The organism is Xenorhabdus sp. XBWT, assembly GCF_059072735.1.
On the sequence record NZ_CM180990.1, the window covers coordinates 1748004 to 1772842 of the forward strand.

40 protein-coding genes and 1 pseudogene are annotated in these 24839 nt (G+C 45.2%); 22 read left to right on the forward strand and 19 right to left on the reverse strand.

The window, feature by feature from the left end; translation table 11 throughout:
* Window positions 1-582: 582 nt before the first annotated feature.
* The 16 genes from AC5JQI_RS07950 to AC5JQI_RS08025 all read right to left on the reverse strand — a co-directional run bounded on the left by AC5JQI_RS07950 (window position 583) and on the right by AC5JQI_RS08025 (window position 7547).
* Entirely contained in the window at window positions 583-1599 is a 1017-nt protein-coding gene (locus AC5JQI_RS07950) for a tyrosine-type recombinase/integrase (RefSeq protein WP_493914311.1), read from the reverse strand.
* Between the two features lie 2 nt (window positions 1600-1601).
* Window positions 1602-1823, reverse strand: coding sequence for a DUF4224 domain-containing protein (locus AC5JQI_RS07955; RefSeq protein WP_275364624.1), 222 nt, complete (start codon window positions 1821-1823; stop codon window positions 1602-1604).
* Window positions 1824-2130: 307 nt separating this feature from the next.
* A complete protein-coding gene (locus AC5JQI_RS07960; protein ID WP_493914312.1) occupies window positions 2131-2310 on the reverse strand; it encodes a hypothetical protein in 180 nt (59 codons plus the stop codon).
* The gene (locus tag AC5JQI_RS07965; RefSeq protein ID WP_493914313.1) at window positions 2307-2843 is read right to left on the reverse strand and encodes a phage N-6-adenine-methyltransferase; all 537 of its coding nucleotides are present in this window, start codon (window positions 2841-2843) and stop codon (window positions 2307-2309) included. Before AC5JQI_RS07965 ends, AC5JQI_RS07960 begins: the two co-directional genes overlap by 4 nt.
* On the reverse strand, window positions 2821-3006 hold the full coding sequence (locus AC5JQI_RS07970) for a hypothetical protein (RefSeq protein ID WP_493914314.1): 186 nt from the start codon (window positions 3004-3006) through the stop codon (window positions 2821-2823). The genes AC5JQI_RS07965 and AC5JQI_RS07970 overlap by 23 nt, the downstream gene beginning before the upstream one ends.
* 9 nt (window positions 3007-3015) lie before the next feature.
* Window positions 3016-3264 carry a hypothetical protein gene (locus AC5JQI_RS07975; RefSeq protein ID WP_493914315.1) on the reverse strand — a complete coding sequence of 83 codons (249 nt, stop codon included), beginning with the start codon at window positions 3262-3264 and terminating at the stop codon, window positions 3016-3018.
* Between the two features lie 13 nt (window positions 3265-3277).
* On the reverse strand, window positions 3278-3571 hold the full coding sequence (locus AC5JQI_RS07980) for a hypothetical protein (protein WP_493914316.1): 294 nt from the start codon (window positions 3569-3571) through the stop codon (window positions 3278-3280).
* Window positions 3561-3785: a hypothetical protein gene (locus AC5JQI_RS07985; protein ID WP_493914317.1), complete on the reverse strand. Its 225-nt coding sequence runs from the start codon at window positions 3783-3785 to the stop codon at window positions 3561-3563. Before AC5JQI_RS07985 ends, AC5JQI_RS07980 begins: the two co-directional genes overlap by 11 nt.
* Before the next feature lie 161 nt (window positions 3786-3946).
* Window positions 3947-4378 (reverse strand): zinc-finger-containing protein, encoded by a 432-nt coding sequence (locus AC5JQI_RS07990; RefSeq protein ID WP_493914318.1) that lies wholly within the window; start codon window positions 4376-4378, stop codon window positions 3947-3949.
* Between the two features lie 91 nt (window positions 4379-4469).
* Window positions 4470-5612, reverse strand: a complete 1143-nt coding sequence (locus AC5JQI_RS07995) for a phosphoadenosine phosphosulfate reductase domain-containing protein (protein ID WP_493914638.1) — start codon at window positions 5610-5612, stop codon at window positions 4470-4472.
* A complete protein-coding gene (locus AC5JQI_RS08000; protein WP_493914319.1) occupies window positions 5501-5821 on the reverse strand; it encodes a hypothetical protein in 321 nt (106 codons plus the stop codon). The genes AC5JQI_RS07995 and AC5JQI_RS08000 overlap by 112 nt, the downstream gene beginning before the upstream one ends.
* Before the next feature lie 456 nt (window positions 5822-6277).
* On the reverse strand, window positions 6278-6430 hold the full coding sequence (locus AC5JQI_RS08005) for a hypothetical protein (RefSeq protein WP_493914320.1): 153 nt from the start codon (window positions 6428-6430) through the stop codon (window positions 6278-6280).
* Between the two features lie 2 nt (window positions 6431-6432).
* Window positions 6433-6633 (reverse strand): DUF551 domain-containing protein, encoded by a 201-nt coding sequence (locus AC5JQI_RS08010; RefSeq protein ID WP_493914321.1) that lies wholly within the window; start codon window positions 6631-6633, stop codon window positions 6433-6435.
* A 53-nt stretch (window positions 6634-6686) separates the two neighbouring features.
* Window positions 6687-6914 carry a hypothetical protein gene (locus tag AC5JQI_RS08015; protein WP_493914322.1) on the reverse strand — a complete coding sequence of 76 codons (228 nt, stop codon included), beginning with the start codon at window positions 6912-6914 and terminating at the stop codon, window positions 6687-6689.
* A gap of 56 nt (window positions 6915-6970) precedes the next feature.
* Window positions 6971-7270 carry a regulator gene (locus AC5JQI_RS08020; protein ID WP_493914323.1) on the reverse strand — a complete coding sequence of 100 codons (300 nt, stop codon included), beginning with the start codon at window positions 7268-7270 and terminating at the stop codon, window positions 6971-6973.
* A gap of 1 nt (window position 7271) precedes the next feature.
* Window positions 7272-7547 (reverse strand): hypothetical protein, encoded by a 276-nt coding sequence (locus tag AC5JQI_RS08025; RefSeq protein WP_493914324.1) that lies wholly within the window; start codon window positions 7545-7547, stop codon window positions 7272-7274.
* 266 nt (window positions 7548-7813) lie between these two features.
* On the opposite strand from AC5JQI_RS08025, the gene AC5JQI_RS08030 reads away from it, so the two are divergent.
* Together AC5JQI_RS08030 and AC5JQI_RS08035 are read left to right on the forward strand one after the other, a co-directional pair.
* A complete protein-coding gene (locus AC5JQI_RS08030; protein ID WP_493914325.1) occupies window positions 7814-8068 on the forward strand; it encodes a hypothetical protein in 255 nt (84 codons plus the stop codon).
* A gap of 375 nt (window positions 8069-8443) precedes the next feature.
* Window positions 8444-8692, forward strand: a complete 249-nt coding sequence (locus AC5JQI_RS08035; RefSeq protein ID WP_493914326.1) for an Rrf2 family transcriptional regulator — start codon at window positions 8444-8446, stop codon at window positions 8690-8692.
* Here AC5JQI_RS08035 and AC5JQI_RS08040 read toward each other — a convergent pair.
* Window positions 8652-8921, reverse strand: coding sequence for a hypothetical protein (locus AC5JQI_RS08040; RefSeq protein ID WP_493914327.1), 270 nt, complete (start codon window positions 8919-8921; stop codon window positions 8652-8654). The genes AC5JQI_RS08035 and AC5JQI_RS08040 overlap by 41 nt on opposite strands.
* Before the next feature lie 163 nt (window positions 8922-9084).
* Between AC5JQI_RS08040 and AC5JQI_RS08045 the strand changes: the two genes are divergently transcribed.
* From AC5JQI_RS08045 to AC5JQI_RS08060, 4 genes are read left to right on the forward strand one after another with little or no spacing between them, the layout of a single operon-like run.
* On the forward strand, window positions 9085-9414 hold the full coding sequence (locus AC5JQI_RS08045) for a phage holin, lambda family (RefSeq protein WP_275384524.1): 330 nt from the start codon (window positions 9085-9087) through the stop codon (window positions 9412-9414).
* The gene (locus AC5JQI_RS08050) at window positions 9411-9812 is read left to right on the forward strand and encodes a structural protein (RefSeq protein ID WP_493914328.1); all 402 of its coding nucleotides are present in this window, start codon (window positions 9411-9413) and stop codon (window positions 9810-9812) included. The genes AC5JQI_RS08045 and AC5JQI_RS08050 overlap by 4 nt, the downstream gene beginning before the upstream one ends.
* Window positions 9809-10276, forward strand: coding sequence for a lysis protein (locus tag AC5JQI_RS08055; protein WP_493914329.1), 468 nt, complete (start codon window positions 9809-9811; stop codon window positions 10274-10276). The genes AC5JQI_RS08050 and AC5JQI_RS08055 overlap by 4 nt, the downstream gene beginning before the upstream one ends.
* Window positions 10260-10559: a hypothetical protein gene (locus tag AC5JQI_RS08060; RefSeq protein WP_493914330.1), complete on the forward strand. Its 300-nt coding sequence runs from the start codon at window positions 10260-10262 to the stop codon at window positions 10557-10559. Before AC5JQI_RS08055 ends, AC5JQI_RS08060 begins: the two co-directional genes overlap by 17 nt.
* A 29-nt stretch (window positions 10560-10588) precedes the next feature.
* Here AC5JQI_RS08060 and AC5JQI_RS08065 read toward each other — a convergent pair whose 3' ends face one another.
* Both AC5JQI_RS08065 and AC5JQI_RS08070 read right to left on the reverse strand, forming a co-directional pair.
* Window positions 10589-11710, reverse strand: a complete 1122-nt coding sequence (locus tag AC5JQI_RS08065; protein WP_493913926.1) for an ISAs1 family transposase — start codon at window positions 11708-11710, stop codon at window positions 10589-10591.
* A gap of 144 nt (window positions 11711-11854) precedes the next feature.
* Window positions 11855-12232: a hypothetical protein gene (locus tag AC5JQI_RS08070; protein WP_493914331.1), complete on the reverse strand. Its 378-nt coding sequence runs from the start codon at window positions 12230-12232 to the stop codon at window positions 11855-11857.
* Window positions 12233-12716: 484 nt separating this feature from the next.
* On the opposite strand from AC5JQI_RS08070, the gene AC5JQI_RS08075 reads away from it, so the two are divergent.
* The 16 genes and pseudogenes from AC5JQI_RS08075 (at window position 12717) to AC5JQI_RS08150 (ending at window position 24746) form a co-directional block, all read left to right on the forward strand.
* Complete coding sequence (locus tag AC5JQI_RS08075) at window positions 12717-13736, forward strand: IS110 family RNA-guided transposase (protein WP_010848889.1); 1020 nt, start codon at window positions 12717-12719, stop codon at window positions 13734-13736.
* 283 nt (window positions 13737-14019) lie between these two features.
* A pseudogene (locus tag AC5JQI_RS08080) lies at window positions 14020-14627 on the forward strand (Rha family transcriptional regulator).
* Window positions 14624-14845, forward strand: a complete 222-nt coding sequence (locus AC5JQI_RS08085) for a hypothetical protein (protein ID WP_493914332.1) — start codon at window positions 14624-14626, stop codon at window positions 14843-14845. Before AC5JQI_RS08080 ends, AC5JQI_RS08085 begins: the two are co-directional and overlap by 4 nt.
* Window positions 14845-15192: a hypothetical protein gene (locus tag AC5JQI_RS08090; protein ID WP_493914333.1), complete on the forward strand. Its 348-nt coding sequence runs from the start codon at window positions 14845-14847 to the stop codon at window positions 15190-15192. Before AC5JQI_RS08085 ends, AC5JQI_RS08090 begins: the two co-directional genes overlap by 1 nt.
* A 142-nt stretch (window positions 15193-15334) precedes the next feature.
* Window positions 15335-15748 carry a DNA-packaging protein gene (locus AC5JQI_RS08095; RefSeq protein ID WP_493914334.1) on the forward strand — a complete coding sequence of 138 codons (414 nt, stop codon included), beginning with the start codon at window positions 15335-15337 and terminating at the stop codon, window positions 15746-15748.
* The gene (locus AC5JQI_RS08100; protein ID WP_493914335.1) at window positions 15729-16952 is read left to right on the forward strand and encodes a PBSX family phage terminase large subunit; all 1224 of its coding nucleotides are present in this window, start codon (window positions 15729-15731) and stop codon (window positions 16950-16952) included. Before AC5JQI_RS08095 ends, AC5JQI_RS08100 begins: the two co-directional genes overlap by 20 nt.
* Window positions 16953-16961: 9 nt before the next feature.
* Window positions 16962-18389, forward strand: coding sequence for an anti-CBASS protein Acb1 family protein (locus AC5JQI_RS08105; RefSeq protein WP_493914336.1), 1428 nt, complete (start codon window positions 16962-16964; stop codon window positions 18387-18389).
* Window positions 18346-19329 carry a phage minor head protein gene (locus tag AC5JQI_RS08110; protein WP_493914337.1) on the forward strand — a complete coding sequence of 328 codons (984 nt, stop codon included), beginning with the start codon at window positions 18346-18348 and terminating at the stop codon, window positions 19327-19329. The genes AC5JQI_RS08105 and AC5JQI_RS08110 overlap by 44 nt, the downstream gene beginning before the upstream one ends.
* Before the next feature lie 20 nt (window positions 19330-19349).
* Window positions 19350-20735: a DUF2213 domain-containing protein gene (locus AC5JQI_RS08115; RefSeq protein WP_493914338.1), complete on the forward strand. Its 1386-nt coding sequence runs from the start codon at window positions 19350-19352 to the stop codon at window positions 20733-20735.
* 5 nt (window positions 20736-20740) lie between these two features.
* Window positions 20741-21175 (forward strand): hypothetical protein, encoded by a 435-nt coding sequence (locus tag AC5JQI_RS08120; RefSeq protein ID WP_493914339.1) that lies wholly within the window; start codon window positions 20741-20743, stop codon window positions 21173-21175.
* Window positions 21176-21185: 10 nt separating this feature from the next.
* Complete coding sequence (locus AC5JQI_RS08125) at window positions 21186-22262, forward strand: major capsid protein (protein WP_493914340.1); 1077 nt, start codon at window positions 21186-21188, stop codon at window positions 22260-22262.
* Window positions 22263-22271: 9 nt separating this feature from the next.
* Complete coding sequence (locus AC5JQI_RS08130; protein ID WP_493914341.1) at window positions 22272-22484, forward strand: hypothetical protein; 213 nt, start codon at window positions 22272-22274, stop codon at window positions 22482-22484.
* Complete coding sequence (locus AC5JQI_RS08135) at window positions 22465-22641, forward strand: DUF7370 family protein (RefSeq protein WP_493914342.1); 177 nt, start codon at window positions 22465-22467, stop codon at window positions 22639-22641. Before AC5JQI_RS08130 ends, AC5JQI_RS08135 begins: the two co-directional genes overlap by 20 nt.
* A 224-nt stretch (window positions 22642-22865) precedes the next feature.
* Entirely contained in the window at window positions 22866-23237 is a 372-nt protein-coding gene (locus AC5JQI_RS08140) for an Ig-like domain-containing protein (protein ID WP_493914343.1), read from the forward strand.
* Window positions 23238-23282: 45 nt separating this feature from the next.
* Complete coding sequence (locus AC5JQI_RS08145) at window positions 23283-23972, forward strand: DUF6246 family protein (protein WP_493914344.1); 690 nt, start codon at window positions 23283-23285, stop codon at window positions 23970-23972.
* Between the two features lie 141 nt (window positions 23973-24113).
* Window positions 24114-24746 (forward strand): hypothetical protein, encoded by a 633-nt coding sequence (locus AC5JQI_RS08150; RefSeq protein ID WP_493914345.1) that lies wholly within the window; start codon window positions 24114-24116, stop codon window positions 24744-24746.
* Window positions 24747-24839 lie beyond the last annotated feature (93 nt).

The following is a 24839-nucleotide window of genomic DNA, read 5'->3' on the forward strand; positions in this document are numbered from 1 at the left end:
AAAACCGACCTTAATTTTTAACCATTGAATATATACCATTATTTGATTAAAAAAATACAATGTTCATCATGAAATAATTACTTATAAATATAATAACGGCGGGTGTAAATGATTTTTAAGTATTTGCATAAATACAGTTATATGTGATTTAAAAATTCTTACCTAAACAGATAACTCTAGAGCAGGAAATCTATGAAAATATCTCTTTTTAAGCTACTTTCTTACTCATTAAAAATTTTGTTATCTTCTTATATAATCAGAAATCTTAATACTAAAATAGACATACCGAGTCACATTTATTTATAGTAAAATCAGAATCTTAAGTTAAATTAAAAACAAAATATTTGAGGGGCACAAAAAGGGGCATAAAATCAATAAATAAAAATAAATTCAACTAATTCAATTAACTAACTTATTTTACTAGTCCCGCCCTGGCACCATATAAAAACTTGCTTAAGTATCAGCAAGTTAGCGTTAAGAAAGAGCCACCGTAAAGGTGGCTTTTTTTATGACTTAAATCACCTTTCAGAACATTTTCAGAAGATACCTTCATAAGATAATTTTCCTATTTTGAATTAATAATCACTTTTTCTGATTACCTACCACGGGAACAATTTCAGTTTTTCTGTCATATCGGGCTGTTTGACCGATATCTTTGTGGCCTGAAATAGCTTGTTTTTCTTGTAGAGTTCCTTCCAGATCAGAGATGCCTTTTGCTTTCAAATCGTGAAAGGTAAAGTTGAAATGTAATTCAGGATATTTCTGTGCGGCAATTTCTTTGGCTTTGAGCCATCGGCTATTAAATCCATCTCTGGAATATATCTTACCGTTGGCTTGGTGGATGACATACAGGCTGTGCAGGCCTTCTTTCAGTGGCAAAGAATTAGCCAGCTTGATAGCTTTCCTTAATCGTTCAGACCAGCCCTTTATCTGACTTTTTCCTGTCTTGTGTTGTTTGATATAAATTCCTGCTTCCATGAGTTGAGATTTACTCAGTGCTAAAATATCTTTTTGCCTTGCGCAACAAAGGTAAGCGATCTCCATTGCAACCTGAATAACAGTAGGGGATACTTCATAAAGTGCTTGATACTCTGCATCTGTGATATAGCGTTCCCGTGAGTTTTCTCGGTACTGTTTAACACCCTGACATGGGTTTTTCTTCACCAATCCGCGTTCGTATCCCCAACGGAACACCCTCGACATAAAAGATTTTTCCCTGTTAGCCTGTGTCCTGCTCTGTAATCCTCTCTTATCCATGTATTTTCGGATATGATCGGGTCTAATGTTGTTTGGATTCATCTTGCCGAAAACCGGAACGATCTTTTTTGAATACTTCCGATAGTCACTCTGCGTATCTTTTGCCAGCTCGATAAAATCCGCTGAATGTAAAAAATCATCTACCAGTGATCCGTAAGTAAAAGTATTTTTTTCCTCGTTCACTAACTGTTCATAATGGTTCCATACAACGGATTTATCGACGCTCAGAGCACATAGACGTATTGTGCGGCCATCTGGGTGCTTGAATTCGTACGCAGACCTCCCACGAAACACCCGGGGAGGCATCCAGTTATCTGCGGGGTTCTTCCTTTTTCCTGCCATAGCTACATTGCTCCGAAATCAGGTTCTTCAATGAATACGGGGTGAGATAATTTGGAGAGTGGTTTATTGAAATGCCCCCATGTGGTACGAGGGCGACCATCCGGCCGTTTAAGGAAGAATATACCAGCATCCTCCAAAGCCTTGCACTGTTTAGATGGTTTTTGATACCCGGTCAGCTCTATCATTTCTGTATCGGTAATGACCGCACAATCATGATTTACCATGTTTTTCTTCCTCTTTCGGACGTAACAGCACCGCGAATGATGAATCTCATGATCCGCTCCGGTTGGCTTTTGGTTTATCTAAATCGATTAATAATCTTCCTGAAATACAACCTAAACCTCATCCTGATTAATTTAATCCTACTGTTTCTACTCTGTGCTAACTCGAAATGCCGTTCGCATTGTTCGCAGGAATTTTCATAGTAATACGCCTCTTCGAAATCGAGTTCTTTATTGCAATGGGTGCACCTCATTTATTTCCCCTTGTTGGCACTCCCTTGCCACCTGTCGTCGTCCGTTTTCGAGTACGTTAGGCATTAGTAATATTGACGGTGATATCGTCCATTGTTATTGTCTGAAATCCTGCGTTTTCCAAAATAATTTTAATGTCATTTTGGATAATTTCTTGATATTCACTTTCTGGTACAGTATCTAGAAAACCGCCGTATTCACAAATTTCACCATGACTAATACTGATTTCTACTTTCATGCTATTTTCCTCAATTGTTCATTACCAATATTAAATAGATAGTTTTTATCCACTGTGGTTATTGATTTTCGTGGGGTAATAAATGGACGCCAAATTAATAAGAGGCTGCCTTTATTATTTCCGTTTACTGTTTTTTGTGTTTCTGCATTAATAAATGAAATTCGGCCACCTGTTATTAATCTCACCTCATCCACGGTTTCCAGTGCCAATTTAAACCAGCCGACCGAGGTATCAGAGGGGACTAACATAACAATAGACTGGCATTGTTTCCGGCACTCAATCGCTGCTTTCTCTACCCACGGCGTAATATTTGAATACGGCGGATTGCAGAATATAGAGCCGTAACTCACCCAGTCACACTCCAGTGCATTATCTCGTTCCGTGAGATAATGGGTGCACAGAGTGTTATTATCTGAGGCGGCGGCATCTAAATAAAAATCAAACTCTAAATTGAGTGCTGTAAATAATGGGCGTGGAGTTTGCCAGAGGTCGCGAAATTCTTTGGGGGTGTTACTGCCTCCGTAATCGCTCATAATCCTCCCCGCACTCCCGGCTACAGAATGCTCCGTGTTCCGCTGGCTCTGTCTCACACCATCGGCACATCCCGTTGATACTGGTTAATGGTGGCGTCCGGTTCTGGAGTGCATGGGATAGATTCAGCTCGGTTAAATCATTCGCTGCGTCGATAATATCCATGAGGGTTCTCTATTTGTTGGGGTGGTAGTACAGGAGGGCTAGATATTGAGTTTTATTTGATTCGGGATATTCTGTATATATTTCCCCAGTCATTATATCCCGCCACGCCACAGGTTCCATGTTTTCATATTTGGCCAGACGTTTTAATATTGTAATATAGACATCCAAATCTAATGTTATTGTACTGACACCTCCCGATTTAAATTCCTCGGCTGATTCCAATGTTGTATTTATTTTCTCAATCAAATTATTGCTCATTTCTGATTCTCCTTTAATAAACAGTGATATATTGCCCACAGTCGTTGCAACAATATTCGTTAATATAACGTCCATCCTCCCCCCAATCATTAGAACCGCATCTACAGCGCAGAATGCGGATATGTTTCTCAGGAATGGTTATTGGAGCAAATTTCTCAACTGACATCTCATTATCAAAATGATAGCCATTGATTTTTATTTTATTTATATTTCCATTTCTGGTTACATAACAGAAATATATGTCGCTAGTGGTTTTCATTGCAGTTGATTGGTATACATCTGAATTAGTCATAACATCATTGTTCATTTTTGCTATCCTCTAATTCACCACGGGAGCATGATTCAAAAACAACTCTGGCTATTTCAATGCAAAAAGGGCAATCCGCCCGTCCGGTTTTTAATTTCCCATCCTGAATGTATTCATGCGAAATGCCACACAAGGTGACGTAATCGCTGCTTTGAGAATTTGGCAGGTGATTATATTTAATGCTGAATGCACCCCCATAAATTATTTTAGCCATTATTATCACCTGATTTAATTTTCTTCACTGGATAATTGCACCCAATCATTTGATGAAATACCCACGGGCAAAATGGCCTAAACCTATTCCGCTCCATTCTGATAAATTCCAGGCTTGCAACCACATCCATTGCCACAAATTAAAACGACGTTTATTTCTCATTATTTAAACCCCCTGCATATATTCGCTGCTTTATTACACATATCAGTATCAAACCAGCCGAAATGACATTTGGCGGAACTGATACCCAGCCTCCATGCTAACCAGCGGTACGCGTCCGTGCGTTCCATGTTCAGGGCATTGCACATCGCTTCGAAATGTTGCTTACTGTTCCGTCTGGCGAACCGTGTCCGGCAGTCTGCTAATTGCCCCAGTGGTATATCAGTGCCCGGATGCATACCGACACGGGCACCGCATGAGTTGCAGATATAGAGCCACGGCCAGCGGCTATCATTCAGAATGCGCTCGAATATTTCCTGATGATGGGCCGTGCGAACTGTGCCGCAACAATAGTGGCAGTGGGTCGGAATAGGGAGGGGATCATTGACGCGTTGTATTGCTCTGGGGTCGGGGTTCTCCGGTGTATGTTGCATAATACTATCCTCCCGCCGCATAGCAGCGTAGTTAGTTATTCGCATAGCCCGTATTTAGACGAGCAAACGTTGGTATCGAGACTGGCAACAACTAAATCGTAAACCTGCCCCCCCTGCCTGTTTTCGCCCATTCCACAACATCATCAACACTGGGTGCACCCATACCGCCGCGAGTGCCATAGAATGCCGACCAGTCAATGTGCTGCACATTTGGCGTCAATCCGTAGAACTGAACAGCGGAGCCGAGTTTGCTATGAGTGAATTTACGCATCCATTGCTGACTGAATGTGCCAACGCTCATCCAATGCACCCAGCGAGAGGTCAGTCTGACCATCAGCTCCCACGCCCGATGTTTATCGATATATTCAGGCCAACGAGCGGCTGTTTCTGCAATTTCTGATTTTGAACAGAGCACGCAATTCATGCAGCCCACTCTATCTGCTCCCTGTAAATAGAGTGGATTGGGGTTGATACCCAAATATTTATGCAGGGCAAAAACATCCGTTGCTGTCCATGAATGAATGGGGAGAAAATTATAGAGATATCCATCATTGCGTCGGTCTGGCTCAAATCTGTTGTAGCCCGCTCGCTTGGTCGATTCGTCAGCACGGACGCCCGACCACTGAACGATAACCTCACCCTCATTAATGAGAGGTGTGAGTACCTTGTCGTAAACAATCTGGATTTTCAGCTCATCCGTGCAGAACCTGTCACGTAACATTGGAAATTTCCCGTGCAACAGACAGGCATCCAGAAATGAGTTACCGCTCGGTTTCATGACTGATAATGCTGCATCTAATGGCGTTTCGTACTCAATTCCCCAACGTGCCGCCGTTTGCCTCCATGCAGAGGCAAATTTCGTATCCGTACGTGCCAGTGACGGCATTGTTATTCCTCTGTATGCCCCCATTTTGATAACCTGACGTTTACGCCAGTTTTTATTAATAGCTGCCCGGCGCTTATCAAAATTTACCTGTGTGTAAATCCGTTTCACTACCTCCACGGGAGCGCATCCAATTTGCTCGTGTATGTTGCGGGCATATTCAATTGTTGATGTGTGTTCATTGTCCGTGTCTGCCATGACACCGCGTACTCGGTCACCGAACAGGTGAGAGGCAACGGCTAATGTGGCGGTCGAATCTTTCCCCGCTGAGAAATTGACGATAATTTGATGATCATCTGGAATACGATATTCATTGATATAGTGTTGATATGCCCGTTCAATTTCGCGTATGGTCGAACTGTCTCATGCGACCTCCCGTAATGGTCATTGAGAACTGAAATAATGTCCTCGCGTTCTAAACCAGGGGTATTGAGCATAATATCCCTGCCGTTGCCTACCAATTGGTATTTGGTATCATCATCAACGATTATGATGGTTCCGCCTCGTCCGTTAGATTTAGTGCTGAACCGACCATCATTGAGATCAATTTCTAATGCCATAATTACCTCCCGTAACTTCGTTTGAGTATTTCCATAGCCAGCCACCAGACATCGTCACAATGTAGGCGACAGGCCATCCCTGCCAGTGACTGCGCCTGACAGAGAAGGTGTCTGTTGATTTGCATGGTTGTTATCTTGCGATGAGTAAAATAAAAATGACTGTAAGAATGGTGAGTGAGTAATAATAGAAACTATTTGGAATCATTTTTTTGCGGTCAGAGCAATCAGTGCCATGGCGTGCAGTTCGGCGGATTCGCTGTCGAGGTGGATTAGGCCGCGTTTTAATCTGGTGTCATCACACGAATCTCCCGCCCAATCGCAACGTCCATATAAAACTTCAGATAATGATAAAAAAATGCGTGGCCAAAAATACTTCTGGCCGATACTCAACGGTTCCCGCACTGGCTCAGGAACGTCGAAATTACCTATCCGAACAGTGCAGGGCTTGAGGCGGTATTAAATATCAGGCACGAAACTCAGCTCATATTGACAATCTCGCCACGCTTTGAGCGTTTTTCCCCGGCATTGGAAATGCTCCCACCAATTTTCATTTTCCTGCGCAATCTCCGCCGCTTTCATCATTAAATCGGCGTGAATATGTTTAGTCATTGTTATTCTCCTGTCGGGGGTTCGGGTAATTCCATCCAGTGGGTTATGCATTCAATATCGAATAATCCATCGTCAGAATATGAATAAAAAACATCAAGAGTATCTGAGAGATAACCAATATGAACATCATTACAGCCGTTTCTAATAAACAGGATATCTGCATAAATATCAGGCAACCTGTCAGAACATTTAATCCAATCCATAATTTCTCCTATTATTCAGCTAATAAAAAGCCCCGCATTGGCGAGGCTGTTAATTACTCATCTTCATTACAATCACAATTAATGATGCTTTCCTCTAACCCTGCTATTTTCGCTGAAAGCTCCCCGTGAGACGGCAAACCATTTTGCACTAAGTCCTGAAATGCCAGTATAAATCTAGCAAAGTAAATTGATGGCTTTCCTTCTAAATTGCTTTCTGTACTTAATTTGACATCCCTATTACCATCGGATATTAATTTTATTTTTAATGTATATTCCAGCATTATTAGACTCCTATTATTAACTCACCACAGCCCACTCGGAAATGAGCTGGAGTTAGTTAATTGGTGTGCGGCTCTCTTGGTTTGTGCGTAAATCTATGCCAGCCATCAGTTAATTCAATTTCATCATATTTTTCTCGATAATCCGCAAATCCTAACTCTACTGCCAGAGCATGTAATTCATGTCGCCTCTTGATATTATCCATCCCAATCCAATCAGCGTCAGTGGCTCTTTTCTGAGCCTGTTTAGGTGACAGGTCTCTATAATCCATTGCACTCAGTTTTTTGAGTCTCTTCAAATCCGTTTTCAGATTTCGCAGTATTGCGATCATTGAATCAATCCGTTCTATGTCTTTCATATCACCCCCTCGCCGTCACCCCGCCTGACTCCAGTATCCGATTACTAGCTCTTTGCTTGGTTGAGTAAAGGGCTGCTTCACTCATGCAGCAAGAGCCGCCGTTATTGTCGTCCTTGATATCTTTCTTCAATCCAATCATCAGTTGCGTCAGTACGTCAATTTCGTCTACTGGTTTAATGATTGAGTCCCAGATTTCCTCGGTCGTTCTGGGAGCAGTAGCCCGAGCTTCCATACGGTTTTGCTTCCGTCTCAATTTATAACGTTGTCGTGAATTCATAATTTCCTCCGCAAATTGATTTTGGTGGTGTGGTGGCCGGTACTGATTTCCGGCTTGTCTATTCAGGTGTTAGTCGCCACCGCCTGAGCGGGATATACGTTAATATTTCACCTGCGTTAAACGAACAGTTGTCAGCGTTGAGTTTACAACCATTTCGAGCAACACCTCGGATTGGTATAGAGAGCATCCATGAAAGATGAATTTGATATCAGCAAAAGGTCACTTAGGTGGCCTTTTTTATTACCGACGCAATGAGGAAATTAACCATGTACGCATTAAAACTAATCACAGAAAGAAACGGTCGTTCAGTAGAAGAGTCATGGATCTTGGGGGACATGTACCGTCTGGAGTTTTACCCGAAAGATGTCGCTGAGGGTGTCATTGCCCGTGTCGAGAATAGCCAGAACGGCAACCTGATTAATCACGACATCAAAAAAACAGATCAAGCTTACATAACCACTCTGACGGGTGACACTGTTCGCACGGTCTGTCGAGGTCAATCAGTAAGTCAGGCCGGATGATCAATACAGAGCGTCTATATTTGGGCGCTCGATATTGGTTATTAGTCCAATTCACCATCCTAACTACTTGAAATTAATCCGATATCGGAACTAATTCAATCAGTTAAACGGAGGTTGTTATGATAAATTGTTCAAAAATTATGATATTAACACTATCAGATAAAGGAGTATCTATAACTTTAAATGGAACGATAGGTCATTACAGTAATAAAGGGTGTCTTGACTTATGTGTAGGTGATGAATCAGATATCCCTTCATACATTACGATTACAGATAAGCGCTCTTCAATTACTACCAAATCAGATAATAATTAATTGCCGCTCAAATTGAGCGAACTCCTTCTTCTAATAACCTATTAACTCACTCGTGAGGTGAATGATGAAAATATCAGTAGAATTTAACGGCGAAACAATCTGGTATCGCGATGAGGATAAAGGGGAAGGAATGGCATCGACCGGGTACATAAAGGACGGTACACAGCAAAAAATTATTACCGCCCTTGAGCATGCTCTGGTTCAAGCTAAAACTGAAAAGCAATGTTGGGATTATTTATTACAAGAATCAATAAATATTAACGCCAATGCTATTCTTCAGAATGCGGAATTAATATCCCGCCTGCTTTAAGCATTTTGCAGATTTGATCATGAATTAGATTTAAAGTATGTAGCTGGTCGTCAGGGATACCACGTTTGATAGCTTCCTGTTTTGTAGAGTTTATGGATGTGGTGAGGCTATGCTTTATAGCTTCTTTATCCTTTTCTCCTGTTATATTTAGCATAGCAGTGACTATAGATTCTAGTGCACCGATTTTGGCTAGAAGATGTAATTCAGGCAATATTTTTTCGGAGTTCATTTTTTTCCTTTTACAGAGGTAATCAGCCATCCCCCCGTTTGGTTAATATTTGGCTGATCTAACAACATACCTTAAGTATCGATGAATTACTTTTAACCTACTCACAGGGGCGAACCTATTTCACCCCACGGACGCCCATTGCTCAATGGGGTGGAATATGCGCATGACTGAAAAAGACGCGGAATTCTGGTCTCACGTTTGGGACTGGTTAATTATCAATGCGCCCTTTCTTGGCGGGATGTTTCTGGCGGCATCGACCGCCCTTGCCCGAGAGAAAAGGGACGGTTCAAGCTGGACAGCCTCGTTAGTAGAAGCCTTTATTTGTGCGGCGATCAGTGTCGGGATTATTAACGCGCTGGAATATGCGCAACTGCCCCTGAGTCTCGCCCAGTTCTTCGGTGTCCTCATTGGCTTTTTGGGCACCAAGAAGATTGGCTCTATTTTTGATGCTGTCTTTACCTTCTTCAAAAACAAATTCGGGGTGAACAGATGACCAGAGGCCTACGCAATAACAACCCCGGCAACATTGACCATAACCCCGCGAATAAGTGGCAGGGTCAGTTGCCGCATGACCTAAGTATTGAAAAGCGGTTCTGTCGGTTTGAATCGCCTGAATATGGTATCCGGGCACTGATAAAACTGCTTATCAATTACCACGGTAACGGTTACAAGAGTGTAGCCAAGATGATAAATCGTTGGGCACCCACCAATGAAAACAACACCTCAGCCTATATTAAGGGTGTTGCTCAGTCTCTGGGGGTTGATCCTCACCAAGTCATTGAAGTGAACAAAACGACGCTGATTGCCCTGGCTAAATCTATTATCTACCACGAGAACGGCGAGCAACCTTATTCTGAGGCAACGTTTGAAAAAGCGTTTGAGATGTTATGAAGTGGCTAAACCCGCACTTTTTGTCTCTCGGTTTGGCGATATTGAGTGTCTGGCTAATTTTTTACTACCAAGGTAAGTATCAGCAAAAGGCCAAAGATTACGATGACCTGAACACTAAATACCAAACGCAGGTTATCGCAATAAATCAGCAGCAAGAACGCATCCAGCACCTTGCAGAACTGGACAAGACTCACACACAGGAACTCGCCCATGCCAAGACTGAAATCGATATTCTTCGGGCTGATGTTGCCGCTGGTCGTCGCAAGCTGCGCATCAAAGCCATCTGTCCCGTGTCTGAAACCGTTGCCTCCAGCGGCATGGTCGATGCAACCCCCGTCGAACTCACTGGAGAAACTGGATCAACTGTTCTCGATATCCGAGAAGGCATCATTAACGACCGGGCAAAATTAAGGTATTTGCAGGAGTATGTGAGCAGCGAAGTGAGGCATGGCTATGGGAATTAGGGATATTAAATACAAAACAGCGTCATGGGGTGAAGTAAAAGCAGACGTTTATGCCAGTGATGAACACAAGTCGTTTATTGAAATTTCTTGCGATGGCGATATGGAATCTGACACTGCAGACAAAATTACGTTTGACGTTAAGCGCTGGCCGGTAGGAACAAAAATAACAGTTGAAGTACCTTGCTGTCCGACATGTGGCCTGGATGCTGAATTTCAGGATAGCGCTGGTAAATGTGAATGTGACTTTGACTGGAAAAACTGGGCTGAGGAACAGTATTCATAAACGACCCCCACCTCACAAGGCAATCGCATCTAAATTTGATGCGCTTTGCCCAGTACTGTAAGTAGATATTCACCATCCCAACCAGCCCGTTTACGGCGTGCTTTAATTCCCGCTTTGGTGGGAGCTAAGCGCAGTAAATTCAACGCGATTTTATTGAGTAATGCCATATTGGCGGCTGCATTGCCTTCCCGCATCCGCTGCTGATCTTCATTAAAAGCAATATCCAGACACCAATGGAGTTGCGTTTCTATTTGCCAGTGACTGCGGATCGCTGTCGCTGCCCGTTGAGCCTCTGTCGGACGTAAAGTGCTGATAAAATAACAGCTCTCCCGGCTCACTTCATTTCCTACATAGCGTTCGCGGATCACCCGTATTATGCTGTGTAAACCACACCAGCACGCCTTTTCCGGCAACCAATCAACATGGGTCATTTGTACTGTGCGTCGCTCAATGCGGCCATGTCCGGCATCCACGTCTTCATATTCGCTCAGGCGCTCCGGTTGGGATGAGACATAATCGAAATAATGGCTGACATCATTATACAGGCCGGGATGATTTTCTTTCAGGCTCAGTACGTAATCCGCGCCCGCTTCATGTAATTGATGAGCAATCGCTTTCTGGCATCCCATGGCATCGATAGTCACCAGACTTCCAGACAAAACCAATCGTCGAAGTAACTCAGGAATAGCGGTGATTTCATTGGATTTACTCTCCACTTTCACTTGTCCCAGAACTAAGCGATTGGTACAGGCAAAGGCGCTGACCAGATGGATTGCCGCCTTGCCGTTGGCTTTATCGAGTGACCGGCGCATGGTTTTGCCATCAATAGCGATGATATCCTGATCAACTCCTTGTGGCAGCGTAGATATCCAGGAGGTGAAACAGTCGGCAAAAGCCTGCGCATCAAGTGCAGCAAAGACACGACCAAAGGTATCGTGAGAGGGAATGCCATTAGTGAGATCAAGCAGTTGGGTAAAGAAATCCTGTTTAGATTCGCCAAACTCTTCAATTTCGACCCAACCTTCAGCGCCACAAATCACAGCGCAGATGGCGATAGTCAGGATATTTTCCAAACTATGCAACTGAGTTCGTTGAACTCGGGGATCTTCAAGTGAGGCAAAATGCTGTAACAAAGGGCTGACAGAGGACATAAGGATGGATTTAAAAGCTGCATAACGACATGAAATTAAACCATTGTCAATGAATTTTAGATGCGATTGCCCTGCCCCACCTCAGAGCAAATGAGACTGGGGTTGCAGGAATATGTCAGGGGGCAGTGTCTAACCCCCTGAGTTTTAGGGGGTAGGTGGCAAGTGGCGATACAAAGCTGCATAAGCATTAACTTGCTCATGAACATCCTGAGTTCTTTGTACGATAAAGGCAAAATTTAATCTGCCAGTATTATCAGCAGATAAGGGTCTGATTACATTCCGCTCATAATAAACCATGTCTATATCAAAGGGATGTGGAAGCAAGACAATTTGACCATGAATTACAGTGAATCCCAATTCATGCATCATCTGGCCCATATTCTGAATGCCCACATGGTTACCCATTGCCATTATAATAGCCGCAGTACCTTGTACCTGTAATGACATAACTCCATCTGGCCGTTGATACCGCCTGATACGCGGCCTTAGCAAATTAAAACAATCTTGATGTTGTTGGGACATAATAACCACCTCCAACAAAAGCCACATATTCATAACAACACATAAACTCATCTTTCCCCAATAACAAGCGAATAATGCTTAACAATTAGTTACCCTTTGAAACTAAACACAATATTCCTTTACCCATTCCCTTGAGTGGTTAAAGCAATAACCCCTGCCATCATTTCCGTTCTCATCGCGTACCCAACGCATACGGTCTGGTGGCTTCTTATCTCTACCTTTCACCGCGTCACGCTCGACGCACGACCAAAGAACCTTTCAGGGTAAGCCTTGAGGAATGCCAGTAACGGTCTGGTTAACCTTCTTTGGGCTGGCAACTCCTGAGCGCAAGGTTTATCACTAAAAGGAAATGTAATGAACGCGCCCCATTCATTTAATCTGGAGCACGACGATGAAGGGGGAGGTGTGAAGCCTCACAGATTTCCGGCATCATTGTGCTCAATACGGGATGCGTAGTGCTCCCAGTGACTGGAGACTCCACGACATGAAATATACACCGATTGGCGTTGATATCGCAAAACATCTGATTCAGCTCCACTTCATCAATGAGCACACTGGCGAAGTGATTGATAAGCAGGTACGTAGCCAGGATTTTCTGACTTTCTTCAGTAACCGGGAACCTTGCCTGATTGGTATGGAGGCCTGTGGTGGCTCTCAGCACTGGGCACGAGAACTGACAAAACAGGGGCATAAGGTACGACTGATGCAGGCCCGGTTTGTTAAGGCGTTCCTGATGGGCAACAAAAATGACGTGATGGATGCCCGCGCTATCTGGATGGCGGTACAACAGCCCGGTAAGGCGATAGCCGTCAAAACAGAAGAACAACAGTCAGTACTGGTTCTGCATCGTTCACGCAGGCAACTGGTCAAGTTCAGAACCGCACAAATTAATGCCCTGCACGGTACGCTCCTGGAATTTGGTGAAACCCTCCACAAAGGCCGGGCAGCGTTGGACAAAGAGTTACCGGCAGCACTGGAACGACTGAAGATACGTCTTCCTCCGTACCTTATCACCGTGCTGGAGGACCAGTACAACAGGCTGGGTGAGTTGGATTCACAGATAAATAGCATCGAAAAACAGCTTGTCAGCGTGGCCAGGCAGAATGAAACCTGTCAGCGGCTGCTGAAAATACCCGGCGTGGGGCCGCTAATTGCCACGGCTGCGGTGGCCACAATGGGAGAAGCCTCCGCGTTTAAATCGGGACGAGAGTTTTCTGCTTATATCGGACTTGTTCCGAAACAGACAGGTTCAGGCGGAAAAATCCGCCTGCTGGGGATAAGTAAACGCGGAGATACCTATATGAGGACCCTGTTTATCCATGGTGCTCGTGCGGCTGCATTACTGACAAAAGAACCTTTGCCCTGGATCACGGAACTCAAAAAACGATGCCCGACCAGTGTGGCCATCGTGGCGATGGCGAACAAACTGGCCCGGACAGTCTGGGCGATAGCGGCTCACCAGTGTGAATACGACAAGGCGCACGTCAGTGTCAGGCCAGACTAAAAGCGGCCACTGACAAACATTAACTTTTAACAAAAGGATGAATGCAGAAAGGTTACTCTGGCAACCAGCGTGATGACAAAAACAGGTAAGACCGGGACTCACTAAACCTGAATGGTTTTATGAGCTTAAAGCTCGCGGAGGAAATGAGGTGTGAGTCGGCGAATGACATAGGGGCTCGCAGCTTTAAAGGCTGCAAAAAAGCCGGATATAAAGCTGCAACCTATCTGTCAGAGTTAGAACAATGGAAGCCGTTGCAAACGGGACGCGTTCATATAAACTAACCATGTCTTTAGTTGAAATTAATAAAGCATCTCTTCGTGTAACAGAAGCACCCACCATGACCAGTCTGGAAATGATCGATTACATCAATGCTGACCGCAAAGCGAAAGCCAAAGCGGAGGGAATGAGTTTTCCGTGTAAAAAATACAGGAAGCTTGAGCATCGTAGCTTTATGAAAAAAGTACCAAAAGTTCTTGGGGAGGCAGCTGAAAAATTTTTTGCAGTTGATACTTTCATAAATGGCACAGGTGGGGAAGTTGAAAGAGATATATATCGATTCCCTAAGCGTGAAGCCTGTCTGTGGCAATGAGCTACAGCTATGAGTTGCAAGCTCGAGTGTTCGATCACATGACAGAACTGGAAGGCAGCAAAGATATTAACCTGATGGATTTATCAGGATTGACTGAACTCACCATCAGGCAAATGCAAGACCGAGTGGCTCAGGCTGAGAAGTTCTCTTTTGCCGAGCATGGGCAGAAAGGCAGCAGCCTGATGACTCTTCGTAAGAAAGAGAAGAAAGCTATCAAGAAAGCCGAGCAATTGGTCAAAGACCTCATTCAGTTCAAGTTGTGTGATCTCGGTGATTTTCCCGATGAAGGCGAACCTGCATGAACAATGAACAATTTATCAAGAAGAACGTACAGGCCGAGTTAACCAAGCTCGGCTTTTCTTCCTCTATCGCGGGGATGGCAAGTGACAGGGCGGTAGAGCATTACCGGCGTTCTGGTTCAGCGAGCAGAAAGGGTAAGAAGTTTGATGACTGTATGAGTGTTGCTAAGACATGGGCAAGTAAGTATTCAGTCGAGAAGCCAAAGAACAAGAGAGTCTGATGATGAAATACATATACTCAATCATTCTGGACGCAATTATCGCGTCCTTTTTATTTATTGGGATCACGCAAGATATAGCTGGTTTTGTGAATGTGGGTTACTTCGCTGGCTGGCTCTTTGGCACGGTTAAGTTCTTGGCGTACTTATTTGGCAGGGATTCACTGGCTAAGGATTACAAGCATGTTCCAATGGCATTCCGGTATTACGACCTGCTAACAGATGCAGTGTTTGTCATTTTTGTTGTGTATCAGGGATGGTTCGTTCTGGGTGCTATCTATGCAATAGGGGCTATGGCGAGAGCTGAGTTCCAGAGTAAGCAAGAAGATCGATTGAAAGAGCAAGGATAGCAATTTACAAAATTCTGCAAAGCATCCGAAAAGGGGTGCTTGACAGAGGTTTGTGTAAGTTTTGAGTGAATATGGTCTCGCTGAGATAGCGGGTTATATAAACCGAGGCAGTGATTTATTCTAATTTATGGGGAAATGGAACATGGGACAACAAACAAATCAGGTTGGTTGCCCTAGCAAGCTGAATGATGAGCTAATCGCTAAGGCAAAGACATATCTGTACGGCGGTTATACTGAACATGAAGCTGTCATTCCCAGCGTGGCGGGGCTGGCGTGTTATTTAGGCATTGCCCGCTCTACAGTCTATGAATATGCCAAGCTCAATGCTGAATTTTCGGACACGTTAGAAGGGATTTTGGCGCTACAGGAAAGCCGGTTGATTAACAAAGGGTTGTCGGGAGAATTCAACGCAACCATCACTAAGCTGATGCTGTCCAATCACGGCTATTCCGATAAGCAGGAAGTCAATCACCAATCCCTTGACGGCTCTATGTCCCCGCAACCGTCCAAAATAGTACTGGTTGCCGGAGGTCAACATGACAACAGCGAGAATTGAACTCCCGCCTAAACTCATTCCGGTATTCAGCGGCAATTATCGTTATCGAGGCTCATATGGTGGGCGTGGTTCAGCTAAAACACGAACATTTGCATTAATGACAGCTATTCGCGGCTATATGTTTGCTGAGGCTGGTGTGGAAGGCGTTATTCTCTGCGGGCGCGAGTTCATGAACTCGTTGTCTGAATCCTCAATGGAAGAAGTCAAGCAGGCCATCAAGTCAGAACCGTGGCTAGACAACTATTACGAAATGGGCGAGAACTATATCAGAACCCGTAACCGCAGAGTCTGGTATGTGTTCGCAGGGCTACGGCATAACCTTGACAGCATCAAGTCAAAGGCGCGCATTCTGATAGCGTGGATTGATGAGGCGGAGTCAGTTTCAGAAACCGCATGGCGAAAGCTGATCCCAACCGTGCGTGAAGAAGGCTCAGAGATCTGGGTGACGTGGAACCCTGAAATTGACGGCAGTTCAACGGATAAACGCTTTCGCAAAACGCCGCCTGATAATGCCTGCATTGCTGAAATGAACTACAACGATAACCCGTGGTTTCCTGATGTACTGGAACAGGAACGTGTTAACGATCAGGAAAGACTAGACAGCTCCACTTACGCGTGGATATGGGAAGGTGCGTATCTGGAGAACTCCGACAAGCAGGTGTTGGCGAACAAGTACGTTATCAAAGAATTTCCTGATAACCTGTGGCAACAAGCGGACAGGTTACTATTTGGCGGGGATTTCGGCTTTGCAAAAGACCCCAGCACCCTGCTGCGCATGTTCATTTTAGATAACTGTCTGTATATCGACCGTGAGGCTTACGGTGTTGGGGTGGAACTCGATCATATGCCAGCGTTTTATGACCAAGTGCCGGAGTCTCGCAAATGGCCCATTAAAGCTGACTCTGCCAGACCAGAGACAATCAGCTATCTCAGGCGGCAGGGGTTCAACATATCCGCCGCCAAGAAGTGGCAGGGCAGCGTAGAGGATGGCATTACTTTCTTGCGCGGCTTCAAACAAATCATTATCCATCCCCGTTGCAAAGAGACCGCCAAAGAAGCCCGGCTCTACTCGTACAAAACCGATCGCATTACGGGTGAGGTTCTGCCTGTTATCGAGGATGCCAATAACCATTGCTGGGATGCGGCACGATATGGGCTGGATGGGTATATCAAACAAAAAACCAATGGCGCATTTTTCTTTTAAGGGGAAGTCGTGAGTGAAGATAAGCAAGAATTGCTCGTGAACAGTCTGGCTGACACTATCGCCAAAAGGATGCTCTATGCGGCGGGTGGCATTAGCGGCAATACGAAGCGAACCAATATCTATTCGGAGTTCGGTTATCCCGAGCGGCTCCAGTTCAGAGAGTATTACAACGCGTATGAACGCAATGCGGTGGCGCATGCTGCGGTACATCGTTTACTGGATGGATGCTGGCAGGATAACCCCACTATCATTGATGGTGAGGAAAAGAAAGAGTCAGATGCTACCAGCGCATGGGAAACAAAAGTTACGAAGCTGATCAAGCCGTTCTGGTCAAAAATTAAAGACGCTGACCGCCGCAATATGATTGGTCACTATTCGGCGCTACTGATTCAGGTTCGGGATAGCAGGGCATGGAGTGAGCCTGTTGATACTACCGTGTTATCACGTCTGAAAGATGAGGCATTGGTAAACCTGATACCTGTCTGGGAGCTGCAACTGACTGTTGCCGAATGGGACACGGACATCAATTCAGATGCTTACGGACAGCCCAAGATGTTCAACTTTGATGAGCGTCCGGTGGGGCAGGTTGAGATGCAGGGGCCAGCAAAACAACTGGCTATTCATCCATCACGAGTGATCACTTTGTGCGAAGGGGCAGAAAGTGGCGATATTTTCTCTGGTACACCTTTGCTCAGGGCTGGCTATAACAAATTATTGGATGTTGAGAAGGTGAGTGGTGGCAGTTCCGAAGGCTTCCTAAAGAATGCTTCCCGCCAGATTGGGGTGGAGTTTGATAAAGAAACCAGTATGCAAGATATCAGCGCAGCAGCGATTAAGGCTGGATATAAAGACATCGGGGCGGCACTGGAAGACAAAATCAGCAAGTTGAATCGTGGGACGGATTCTGCTGCTGTCATGCAGGCGGGTAAATTGAATGTGTTGTCAGTGACTCCGGGCGATCCGACTCCGACATGGGAAGTGACGGCCCGTGAATTCTGCGCTTCTGTACAAGTACCGTTCACCATTCTGTTTGGTACTCAAACGGGAAAATTAGCTGGTGACAAAGACGATGCCACATGGAAGGTTCGTCTGAATGGGCGGCGCTGGGGCTTTTTGACGCAGTATGTCACACGACTGATAACGCGATTGTGGAAAATTGGCATTATCGAACCGCCACCATCAGGAGAGGTCACTATTGCATGGTCTGACATGCTGGCGTCCAGTGAGCAGGAGAAGATCGACAATATGATTAAAATGGCTGAGGCGGCACTCAAGACCCAACAGGCATACGGGACACCAGTATTTACCCCTAATGAGATCCGCACGGTGGGTGAGCTGGAGCCGCTGGAAGAAGAGCCAGAGCCGCAGGGGGAAACCGGAGATCCGTTAACTGATGACCAAGACCAAAATCGGCACCCCGATAATACCGAGAAATAAGCAAGACCCCACGCAATCATACCGATCTGTTAACAAAATGTTTCATGATATCGAGCAACGGTATTACGGTATCAAGAAAGCCCTCAGGCAGCTATTCGACGATGCTTTAACCGGGTATCAAAAAGAGGGGCAATCCAGTTATTTGTTGGCGAAAAACGAAGCGGGTGAACCGGACTGGTTATTTCGTGTTAATAAAGGCGCGTTCATCTATGACATGTCAGCGGATGCCTTGGCGTTGTTGTTGGAACGGACTCAGGCCATTCTTGATGAGTATTTACTGACTGGTGGAAAAACGCAGTTATGGGCATTTGATTATGTGGCTAATGAATATCAGCGCGGAACCCTGAACGCCTATACCAACCTGTCTATGCAATCAGAAATCTACGCACAGCAAACCACATTGCCTTTCCTGTTATCGACGCCAGCCTATCAAAATCAGGTGGCGGCGGCTTTTGTTTTAACCTACAGCGATTGGAAGGGCATCTCTGATGCAGCCCGCGCCGATCTTTCCAATGTCATAGCTGAGGCGATTGCTCGTGGCATCAATCCCAAAGAAACCGCCAGAGTGATTAGCCAGCGTCTAAATGTGTCGATGAGCAGGGCGAAAACCATCGCCCAGACTGAGCAGGTCGGAGCATTACGCGAGGCGCAATGGAGCGAGTCAGAATGGGCTAAGGAACGGCTGGGGTTGAATACTGCATTACTCTGGTTATCAGCCCTAAAGCCCACTACACGGCAATGGCACGCAATAAGACACGGGAAAATCTACACCAAAGAGGAAGTTGAGGAATTCTATTCCAGAAACGGTAATCGTTATCGCTGTTACTGCGCGCAACAGCCTGTGGTACTGAATGATAACGGGAAGCTGTATAACACGGGATTAACTGAACGTCTGACGAAAGAACGTCAAGCGTGGCAGGAACACAGTTTATCTGAGTAACAATTCAAAGAGGTCACGGCATGAAGCTATCCAGCGTTCATGTTAAATCACTGGCCTTAAACTCCTCCAATATCTCAACTGAAACTATCGATGGTGATAAGCATATCGTCATTCGTGGCGTTGTACCTGTCGTAGATGATGTTGTGATGAACGGGGGGCTTTATCCGGCTGGTGAAATTAACAAGAGCTATAAATCAATCGAAGGTAAACAAATGCCCTTGGGTCATCCCAGCATTGACGGTCAGTATGTCTCTGCGGATGTTCCCCGTGCGGTCAATCAGTTTCATGTTGGTGCATGGGCTGAGAATGTCCGCAAGGATGGCGATCGGGTTGTCATGGACATGAAGATCAACCGTCGCTATGCGGAGTCTACGGAAAAGGGACGGGTTTTATTACAGCGTCTGGATGACATGATCGCCAACAAAGACGCTGAGCCTATACACATTTCCACTGGGCTATTGCTACAGCGTGAGCAGAACGGCGGGAAGTCAAAGGGGAAAAAGTACACATGGATTGCACGAAACATGCAGTTCGACCATGTGGCTATTCTCCCTCCCGATGAGCCGGGAGCCGCGACACCAAAAGAGGGTGTCGGAATTTTTGTTAATTCTGACGGGCAGAAATTAGAGGTTGAAGCAGTCAATCTTTCTGATGCGTCCGATTGCACAAACGAGGGGCTGATTGATAAAGCGAGATTCTTCTTTTCCAACGCCTCTCATTTTTCATTCGATGACATTTATTCAGCACTCAGGGCAAAGCTCAGGACTGTATATCCCGATGATGACTGGCCTTACCCTGAAACGGTCTGGCCTGACAAATTTATCTATTACCTGTCCGGCAAAACTTACCAACAAAAATATCTCATGAACGATGACGGTACAGCCGAAATCGTCGGGGAGTCTGTCGAAGTTGTGCGCAAGCCAACTGAATACGAAATTAAAACCAACGGAGCTAATAACCCGATGAAAGACATGATTATTAATGCACTGAAAGCGAAAGGTAAGCCAACCGACGGCAAGACCGAAGCTGAGCTGCTTGAAGCATACAACCAAATGAATGCAGAAGAAGCGAAAACTGAAACACCGGAAGAAAAAGCGGCGCGCGAGAAAAAGGAGAAAGAGGCCGTAACTAATACTGATGCGATCACCGCAGTAATAAACGCAGCCATGAAACCACTGACTGACAAAATCACCACGCTGGAATCTCAGTTGACCGCGAACGCTGACAAAGAGAAAGCCGACAAACGTGCTGCGGTGAAAACGAAGTTTGGTCTGGACGATATCGCGGTTAACGCTCTGGATGGCGCGGCACTTGATGGCTTCTATGCCCAGTGTCACACCTCAGCGGGCTTGAACCCATCATTCACAAGCAATTCTTCTGAATCATTCACATCTATGCCGGAGTAAGAGAAATGGCTAAAGACGGAAAACACGTAATTCATGCGGGTGGTATTTTTGCTAACCCCATGTTGCACCGGGAAGGCGCCGCAGCGGCAGTAATTATGCCGGGGGCTATCGGTAGTTATGCTGATGGTAAATTCACTGCGTCAGTAGATGGCAAAGAGTCAGCGATCCTTTATGTGGCTAACTTTGATTATCTGCGCTGCAAAACGGTGGATGATGAAATTAAAGCCGGGGATTGGGTGGTGGCGATTCAGCCTCAATCTGGCATGTTCCTGAATGTTCGCGCTGAGGCCGGAACATATAAAAAAGGTCAGCCTGTCATTGTTACTGGTGGGCAGATTAAGGCGGCGGCTGGTGGTGAAGGTGAATTAATTTTCGCCTATACCGAAGAAGACAATATTACAGCCAAAGCGGGCGATCTGGTTCGCGTGGTGATTAAGTAAGGAGAACTGAATGTTTTATTTTTCAACCAAAAAGGCGACCGAAACCGGAAACCTGGAGGCTAATCAGGCTCAGTTTAGCGAGCTGACGTTAGCACGTAATTCATCTGCTCAGGCGGTGGCGGCTTTTATTTCTCGCGCCCGCTTTCGTGGTGAAGATGCTCCGCGCCTTGATGCGGTTAATGCTATCGATGATATCAAGCGCCTGTATCGTGCGTATGACCAGACTGTGCTGGCAGAGTTTGAGCCTAACACTGAATTCACTCTGTTAAATGATCTGGCGGGATTATCTCGCTCAGTGCGTTTAGAGGAATCAGTGTATGAGTATGCCCGCACAGGCGGCACGGGTTGGGCACATACGTCGATGTCCGGTCAGATTGGTGCTGCACTGGATGCACGTTCTTACAGCTTTGACGGCACGATGGTGCCCATTCATGACACCGGCTTTAAATTTAACTGGCGCGATCCGGTATTTAACAAAGGCTCTGCTCTGGCTTCATTGTCTGATGCACAGGCCGACTCTGTAAAAGTTGTCCGCCGTAAGTATCTCGATTTTATCTGGAATGGTTTCCGCGACAGTGAAGGCAATTTCATTAAGTTTGATGACAAGACGTGGAAAGGCTTACGCGCTGATGAGCGTGTCGCACAAGTCACACTGAACGTTGATCACACCATGAGTACAGATGGTCAGGCAATGCGCAGTGAAGTTATAAAAGTGCGTGACGTGCTGAAATTACAAAACTACCAATATGGCGCTCAAACTTGGTATGTGTCAGGTGAAATCTTGTCTAACTGGGAAAAGCTGTATTACGACGTTAACCAGACGCGCACGGTTCTTGAAGAAATCAAGAAAATCACTGGCATTGCTGGCATCAAAGAAGACTTTGAGTTGAAAGGCAATGAAATCATGATTATCCCTCTGGGTGCGGGTGTTCTCGCTCCGATTGTCGGTCAGGCATTCGGTACAGTTGCTGATCCGCGTCAGTTCTATAACTCTGACTATGTATGGCGTACATGGGGTGCGGCTGGTCTGATGGTTAAGCAGGATATTAACGGTCATTTCTCAGTTATTCACGCTAAAGGCGCATAAGGGGGATTCATGGCACTGGTAAAAGTTGTTTCAAGTAACTTCTTTGCTGGTGCCGACCTCAAAAAGCTAGAGGTTGGTGCTCAGCTAGATGTGTCGGAAGAAAACGCCACAGCATGGATTAAGGCAGGATTAGTCGAGCTGATAGAAAAAAAAGAGCTTGAAGTAGCAACTCCGACAAAACAAAAAAGCAAAGGTAAAAAAGATGGTGATAACGCTGAGTGACATTAAGCCGATGATCGCCGAGCTGGGGTTTACGTTGCCTGATTCAGTTCTTGAGTTGTTGTTGAATCAGGTCAATGAAAAATCTGAGTGTCTGGTAGCTCATGGCTATGATGAAAATTTACAGAAGTTATTGCTTATCTATCCCCCAATACATTGACCTCAGAGGCGGATGATTCTAAGGGGCTGGTGGAAAGCATTGTGACCAGCATGGACTTAACCATTTCATTTGACGGCGAATACCGTAAACAGGATAAGAACGAAGATTTTGGCCCATTGCGTCTATTGCGGTAGATACCGAAAGAAGTTCAGGCCGGTCGTCAGCCCTCGTATTGGGTACAGATGGATTTTACCGGTGAAGATGCTTTTGTATTACAAGGTTACATGGTCTTCACGTCCTGGTCATCCCAGTTCGGCTCCAATGAGGTTGCCACCTATTCCGGCGAATTAAAGGTGTCTGATGCTGATACGGTTGATTGGCTGATCGAAGAGGTGACGGTGCAGTCGGTTGCGGTTAATCCGCCTTCCTTATCTGTTCCGGTCGGAAAGACAGACTCATTCAGTGTTAACGTCACGCCGGCTAACGCCACCAATAAAAACTACACAGTGATATCGGATAAAACCAGCGTTGCTGCGGTAAGTAAGATCGGCAATGTAGTGACAGTGAAAGGCATTGCAGAAGGTTCTGCGAACATCACAGTTACTATGGAAGATGGCAGAAAAGCAGCAAAATGCTCGGTTACGGTCACGGCTTAATATTACAAAGGGTGCTGGTAAGTGCCCTTGATAATAGGAGGCTTTATGACACCCATTCTTGATATTGGTGAGATGGTTATCTCCACTGATAAATCAGACTTTTTACTTAGCCCTTCGTTGTCTGCCATGACACGCATTGGCACACCCAAACAAATTGTTGACGCATACACGCTGCTCAATGGTGCAGAGACACAATCGTTAATTAATCGCGCAGTACTGGCTTATGGTTCGGTTCCCGACTGGCTGATTAGGCTGATGCGTAAGCCAGCATTTGGCCGTGTCATTCTGTCAACTTCAATGAGGGTGATACAGGCGTGCTGTGAAGACGATGTAGATGAACTGATTGGCGAATGGCGTCCGGGGCGAAGAGGGATTATCTATCGTCCGGGGAAAGCCCCCATTAATGACATCATCGTGATTGCTCAGGAACTGGTGACGCATGGTGTTATTGGTAAGGTGCAGATCAGGAAGCTCCAGCGTCATGAAGGAACAGACGCCTATTCCAACCAGTTTAAAGCCATTGAGTACATCAATGCCGCCCGTGCTCACTTTAATATGTCACGCGGGGAAGCCGAACAGTTAACCATGACCGAGTTTCAGATGATGCTGAAAGCCAAGTTCCCTGATGAGAAAGGTTTCACCCGTGAAGAATATGATGCGGTGATTGATGCGGATGATAAGCGCACCAATGAGCTGATGAGCGGCCAGCGCAGACTGGTGAGTATGAAGAAGTGAAGCATCTTGATACATTTTAATCATCAACGAAACAATAAAGAAGCTAGGTTCTTATTGAATTTAAGCTAGCTTAACTCTATTATTACCTCAAGGTACATTTATCAATGAGCTGAATATTGAAACTTTTGGTAAGGGGGGTGTATGCCGTTACATCTTGAAAATATAGATAAAATTGCTGCTGATTTCAGTTACCTGAATGAGTCTAAGCGCAATGGTGCTCTATATGATGCTCTTAACCCATTAGCTCATGAAATGACAAAAGATGTTGACGAATTAATCCTACCTCCGGGATATCGATTTGTTCGGATCGATAATAGACTGGACTTAAATAAAACTCATTTTGAATTAGCTTTACTATGTGATATTACTCATGAGGTTATTTACTACAATAAAGTAATAATCACCAATGATGTAGAACTAAATTGCAGACCTGTATCTCAAGTGTTGCTTTGGCGCACAAAGAAACCTCAACACAATGCAGTGCTGAACGGCTTAGCTTCAAAAATATTTTTTCATTATCTTATTAAGAGTTATGACGTAATAATCTCTGATGTAAACCAGACGACGGAGGGTATGTCCTTCTGGCAAGGCAGAATGTATGAGGCTTTGCTATATGGATTATACGTCTACGGCTATGATGTAATGAGTGGTGAAGTTAGACAAATATCTAATCAGGATGAAGTTGGTGATTATCAGTCTTGGTTATGGGGCAATAAAGATCATCACCCACACCGATTAGCCATAATCTCAAAAATAATACTACCGAACAAATAAGACCCGCCTCGCGCGGGTTTCTCACATCTGCCGCCCTGTGCGGCCTTTTTCATATCTACCATTCCCACATTTTGCATTGCTTTGCACTATGCT

Excerpts from the sequence above, each read along its gene's own strand:
- AC5JQI_RS08100 (WP_493914335.1), top strand. The coding sequence starts at position 15,729 with ATGACAACAGCGAGAATTGAACTCCCGCCTAAACTCATTCCGGTATTC.
- AC5JQI_RS07990 (WP_493914318.1), bottom strand. The coding sequence starts at position 4,378 with ATGCAACATACACCGGAGAACCCCGACCCCAGAGCAATACAACGCGTC.
- AC5JQI_RS08015 (WP_493914322.1), bottom strand. The coding sequence starts at position 6,914 with ATGCTGGAATATACATTAAAAATAAAATTAATATCCGATGGTAATAGG.
- AC5JQI_RS08055 (WP_493914329.1), top strand. The coding sequence starts at position 9,809 with ATGAAGTGGCTAAACCCGCACTTTTTGTCTCTCGGTTTGGCGATATTG.
- AC5JQI_RS08085 (WP_493914332.1), top strand. The coding sequence starts at position 14,624 with ATGAACAATGAACAATTTATCAAGAAGAACGTACAGGCCGAGTTAACC.
- AC5JQI_RS08030 (WP_493914325.1), top strand. The coding sequence starts at position 7,814 with ATGTACGCATTAAAACTAATCACAGAAAGAAACGGTCGTTCAGTAGAA.
- AC5JQI_RS07985 (WP_493914317.1), bottom strand. The coding sequence starts at position 3,785 with ATGGCTAAAATAATTTATGGGGGTGCATTCAGCATTAAATATAATCAC.
- AC5JQI_RS08060 (WP_493914330.1), top strand. The coding sequence starts at position 10,260 with ATGGCTATGGGAATTAGGGATATTAAATACAAAACAGCGTCATGGGGT.
- AC5JQI_RS08045 (WP_275384524.1), top strand. The coding sequence starts at position 9,085 with ATGACTGAAAAAGACGCGGAATTCTGGTCTCACGTTTGGGACTGGTTA.
- AC5JQI_RS08005 (WP_493914320.1), bottom strand. The coding sequence starts at position 6,430 with ATGACTAAACATATTCACGCCGATTTAATGATGAAAGCGGCGGAGATT.
- AC5JQI_RS08040 (WP_493914327.1), bottom strand. The coding sequence starts at position 8,921 with ATGAACTCCGAAAAAATATTGCCTGAATTACATCTTCTAGCCAAAATC.
- AC5JQI_RS07980 (WP_493914316.1), bottom strand. The coding sequence starts at position 3,571 with ATGAACAATGATGTTATGACTAATTCAGATGTATACCAATCAACTGCA.
- AC5JQI_RS08020 (WP_493914323.1), bottom strand. The coding sequence starts at position 7,270 with ATGAAAGACATAGAACGGATTGATTCAATGATCGCAATACTGCGAAAT.
- AC5JQI_RS08135 (WP_493914342.1), top strand. The coding sequence starts at position 22,465 with ATGGTGATAACGCTGAGTGACATTAAGCCGATGATCGCCGAGCTGGGG.
- AC5JQI_RS08070 (WP_493914331.1), bottom strand. The coding sequence starts at position 12,232 with ATGTCCCAACAACATCAAGATTGTTTTAATTTGCTAAGGCCGCGTATC.
- AC5JQI_RS08125 (WP_493914340.1), top strand. The coding sequence starts at position 21,186 with ATGTTTTATTTTTCAACCAAAAAGGCGACCGAAACCGGAAACCTGGAG.
- AC5JQI_RS08090 (WP_493914333.1), top strand. The coding sequence starts at position 14,845 with ATGATGAAATACATATACTCAATCATTCTGGACGCAATTATCGCGTCC.
- AC5JQI_RS08010 (WP_493914321.1), bottom strand. The coding sequence starts at position 6,633 with ATGGATTGGATTAAATGTTCTGACAGGTTGCCTGATATTTATGCAGAT.
- AC5JQI_RS08130 (WP_493914341.1), top strand. The coding sequence starts at position 22,272 with ATGGCACTGGTAAAAGTTGTTTCAAGTAACTTCTTTGCTGGTGCCGAC.
- AC5JQI_RS08095 (WP_493914334.1), top strand. The coding sequence starts at position 15,335 with ATGGGACAACAAACAAATCAGGTTGGTTGCCCTAGCAAGCTGAATGAT.
- AC5JQI_RS08145 (WP_493914344.1), top strand. The coding sequence starts at position 23,283 with ATGACACCCATTCTTGATATTGGTGAGATGGTTATCTCCACTGATAAA.
- AC5JQI_RS07960 (WP_493914312.1), bottom strand. The coding sequence starts at position 2,310 with ATGAAAGTAGAAATCAGTATTAGTCATGGTGAAATTTGTGAATACGGC.
- AC5JQI_RS08140 (WP_493914343.1), top strand. The coding sequence starts at position 22,866 with ATGGTCTTCACGTCCTGGTCATCCCAGTTCGGCTCCAATGAGGTTGCC.
- AC5JQI_RS07970 (WP_493914314.1), bottom strand. The coding sequence starts at position 3,006 with ATGGATATTATCGACGCAGCGAATGATTTAACCGAGCTGAATCTATCC.
- AC5JQI_RS08110 (WP_493914337.1), top strand. The coding sequence starts at position 18,346 with ATGACCAAGACCAAAATCGGCACCCCGATAATACCGAGAAATAAGCAA.
- AC5JQI_RS08115 (WP_493914338.1), top strand. The coding sequence starts at position 19,350 with ATGAAGCTATCCAGCGTTCATGTTAAATCACTGGCCTTAAACTCCTCC.
- AC5JQI_RS08000 (WP_493914319.1), bottom strand. The coding sequence starts at position 5,821 with ATGGCATTAGAAATTGATCTCAATGATGGTCGGTTCAGCACTAAATCT.
- AC5JQI_RS07975 (WP_493914315.1), bottom strand. The coding sequence starts at position 3,264 with ATGAGCAATAATTTGATTGAGAAAATAAATACAACATTGGAATCAGCC.
- AC5JQI_RS08075 (WP_010848889.1), top strand. The coding sequence starts at position 12,717 with ATGAAATATACACCGATTGGCGTTGATATCGCAAAACATCTGATTCAG.
- AC5JQI_RS08120 (WP_493914339.1), top strand. The coding sequence starts at position 20,741 with ATGGCTAAAGACGGAAAACACGTAATTCATGCGGGTGGTATTTTTGCT.
- AC5JQI_RS07965 (WP_493914313.1), bottom strand. The coding sequence starts at position 2,843 with ATGAGCGATTACGGAGGCAGTAACACCCCCAAAGAATTTCGCGACCTC.
- AC5JQI_RS07955 (WP_275364624.1), bottom strand. The coding sequence starts at position 1,823 with ATGGTAAATCATGATTGTGCGGTCATTACCGATACAGAAATGATAGAG.
- AC5JQI_RS08035 (WP_493914326.1), top strand. The coding sequence starts at position 8,444 with ATGATGAAAATATCAGTAGAATTTAACGGCGAAACAATCTGGTATCGC.
- AC5JQI_RS07950 (WP_493914311.1), bottom strand. The coding sequence starts at position 1,599 with ATGGCAGGAAAAAGGAAGAACCCCGCAGATAACTGGATGCCTCCCCGG.
- AC5JQI_RS08150 (WP_493914345.1), top strand. The coding sequence starts at position 24,114 with ATGCCGTTACATCTTGAAAATATAGATAAAATTGCTGCTGATTTCAGT.
- AC5JQI_RS08050 (WP_493914328.1), top strand. The coding sequence starts at position 9,411 with ATGACCAGAGGCCTACGCAATAACAACCCCGGCAACATTGACCATAAC.
- AC5JQI_RS08065 (WP_493913926.1), bottom strand. The coding sequence starts at position 11,710 with ATGTCCTCTGTCAGCCCTTTGTTACAGCATTTTGCCTCACTTGAAGAT.
- AC5JQI_RS08025 (WP_493914324.1), bottom strand. The coding sequence starts at position 7,547 with ATGAATTCACGACAACGTTATAAATTGAGACGGAAGCAAAACCGTATG.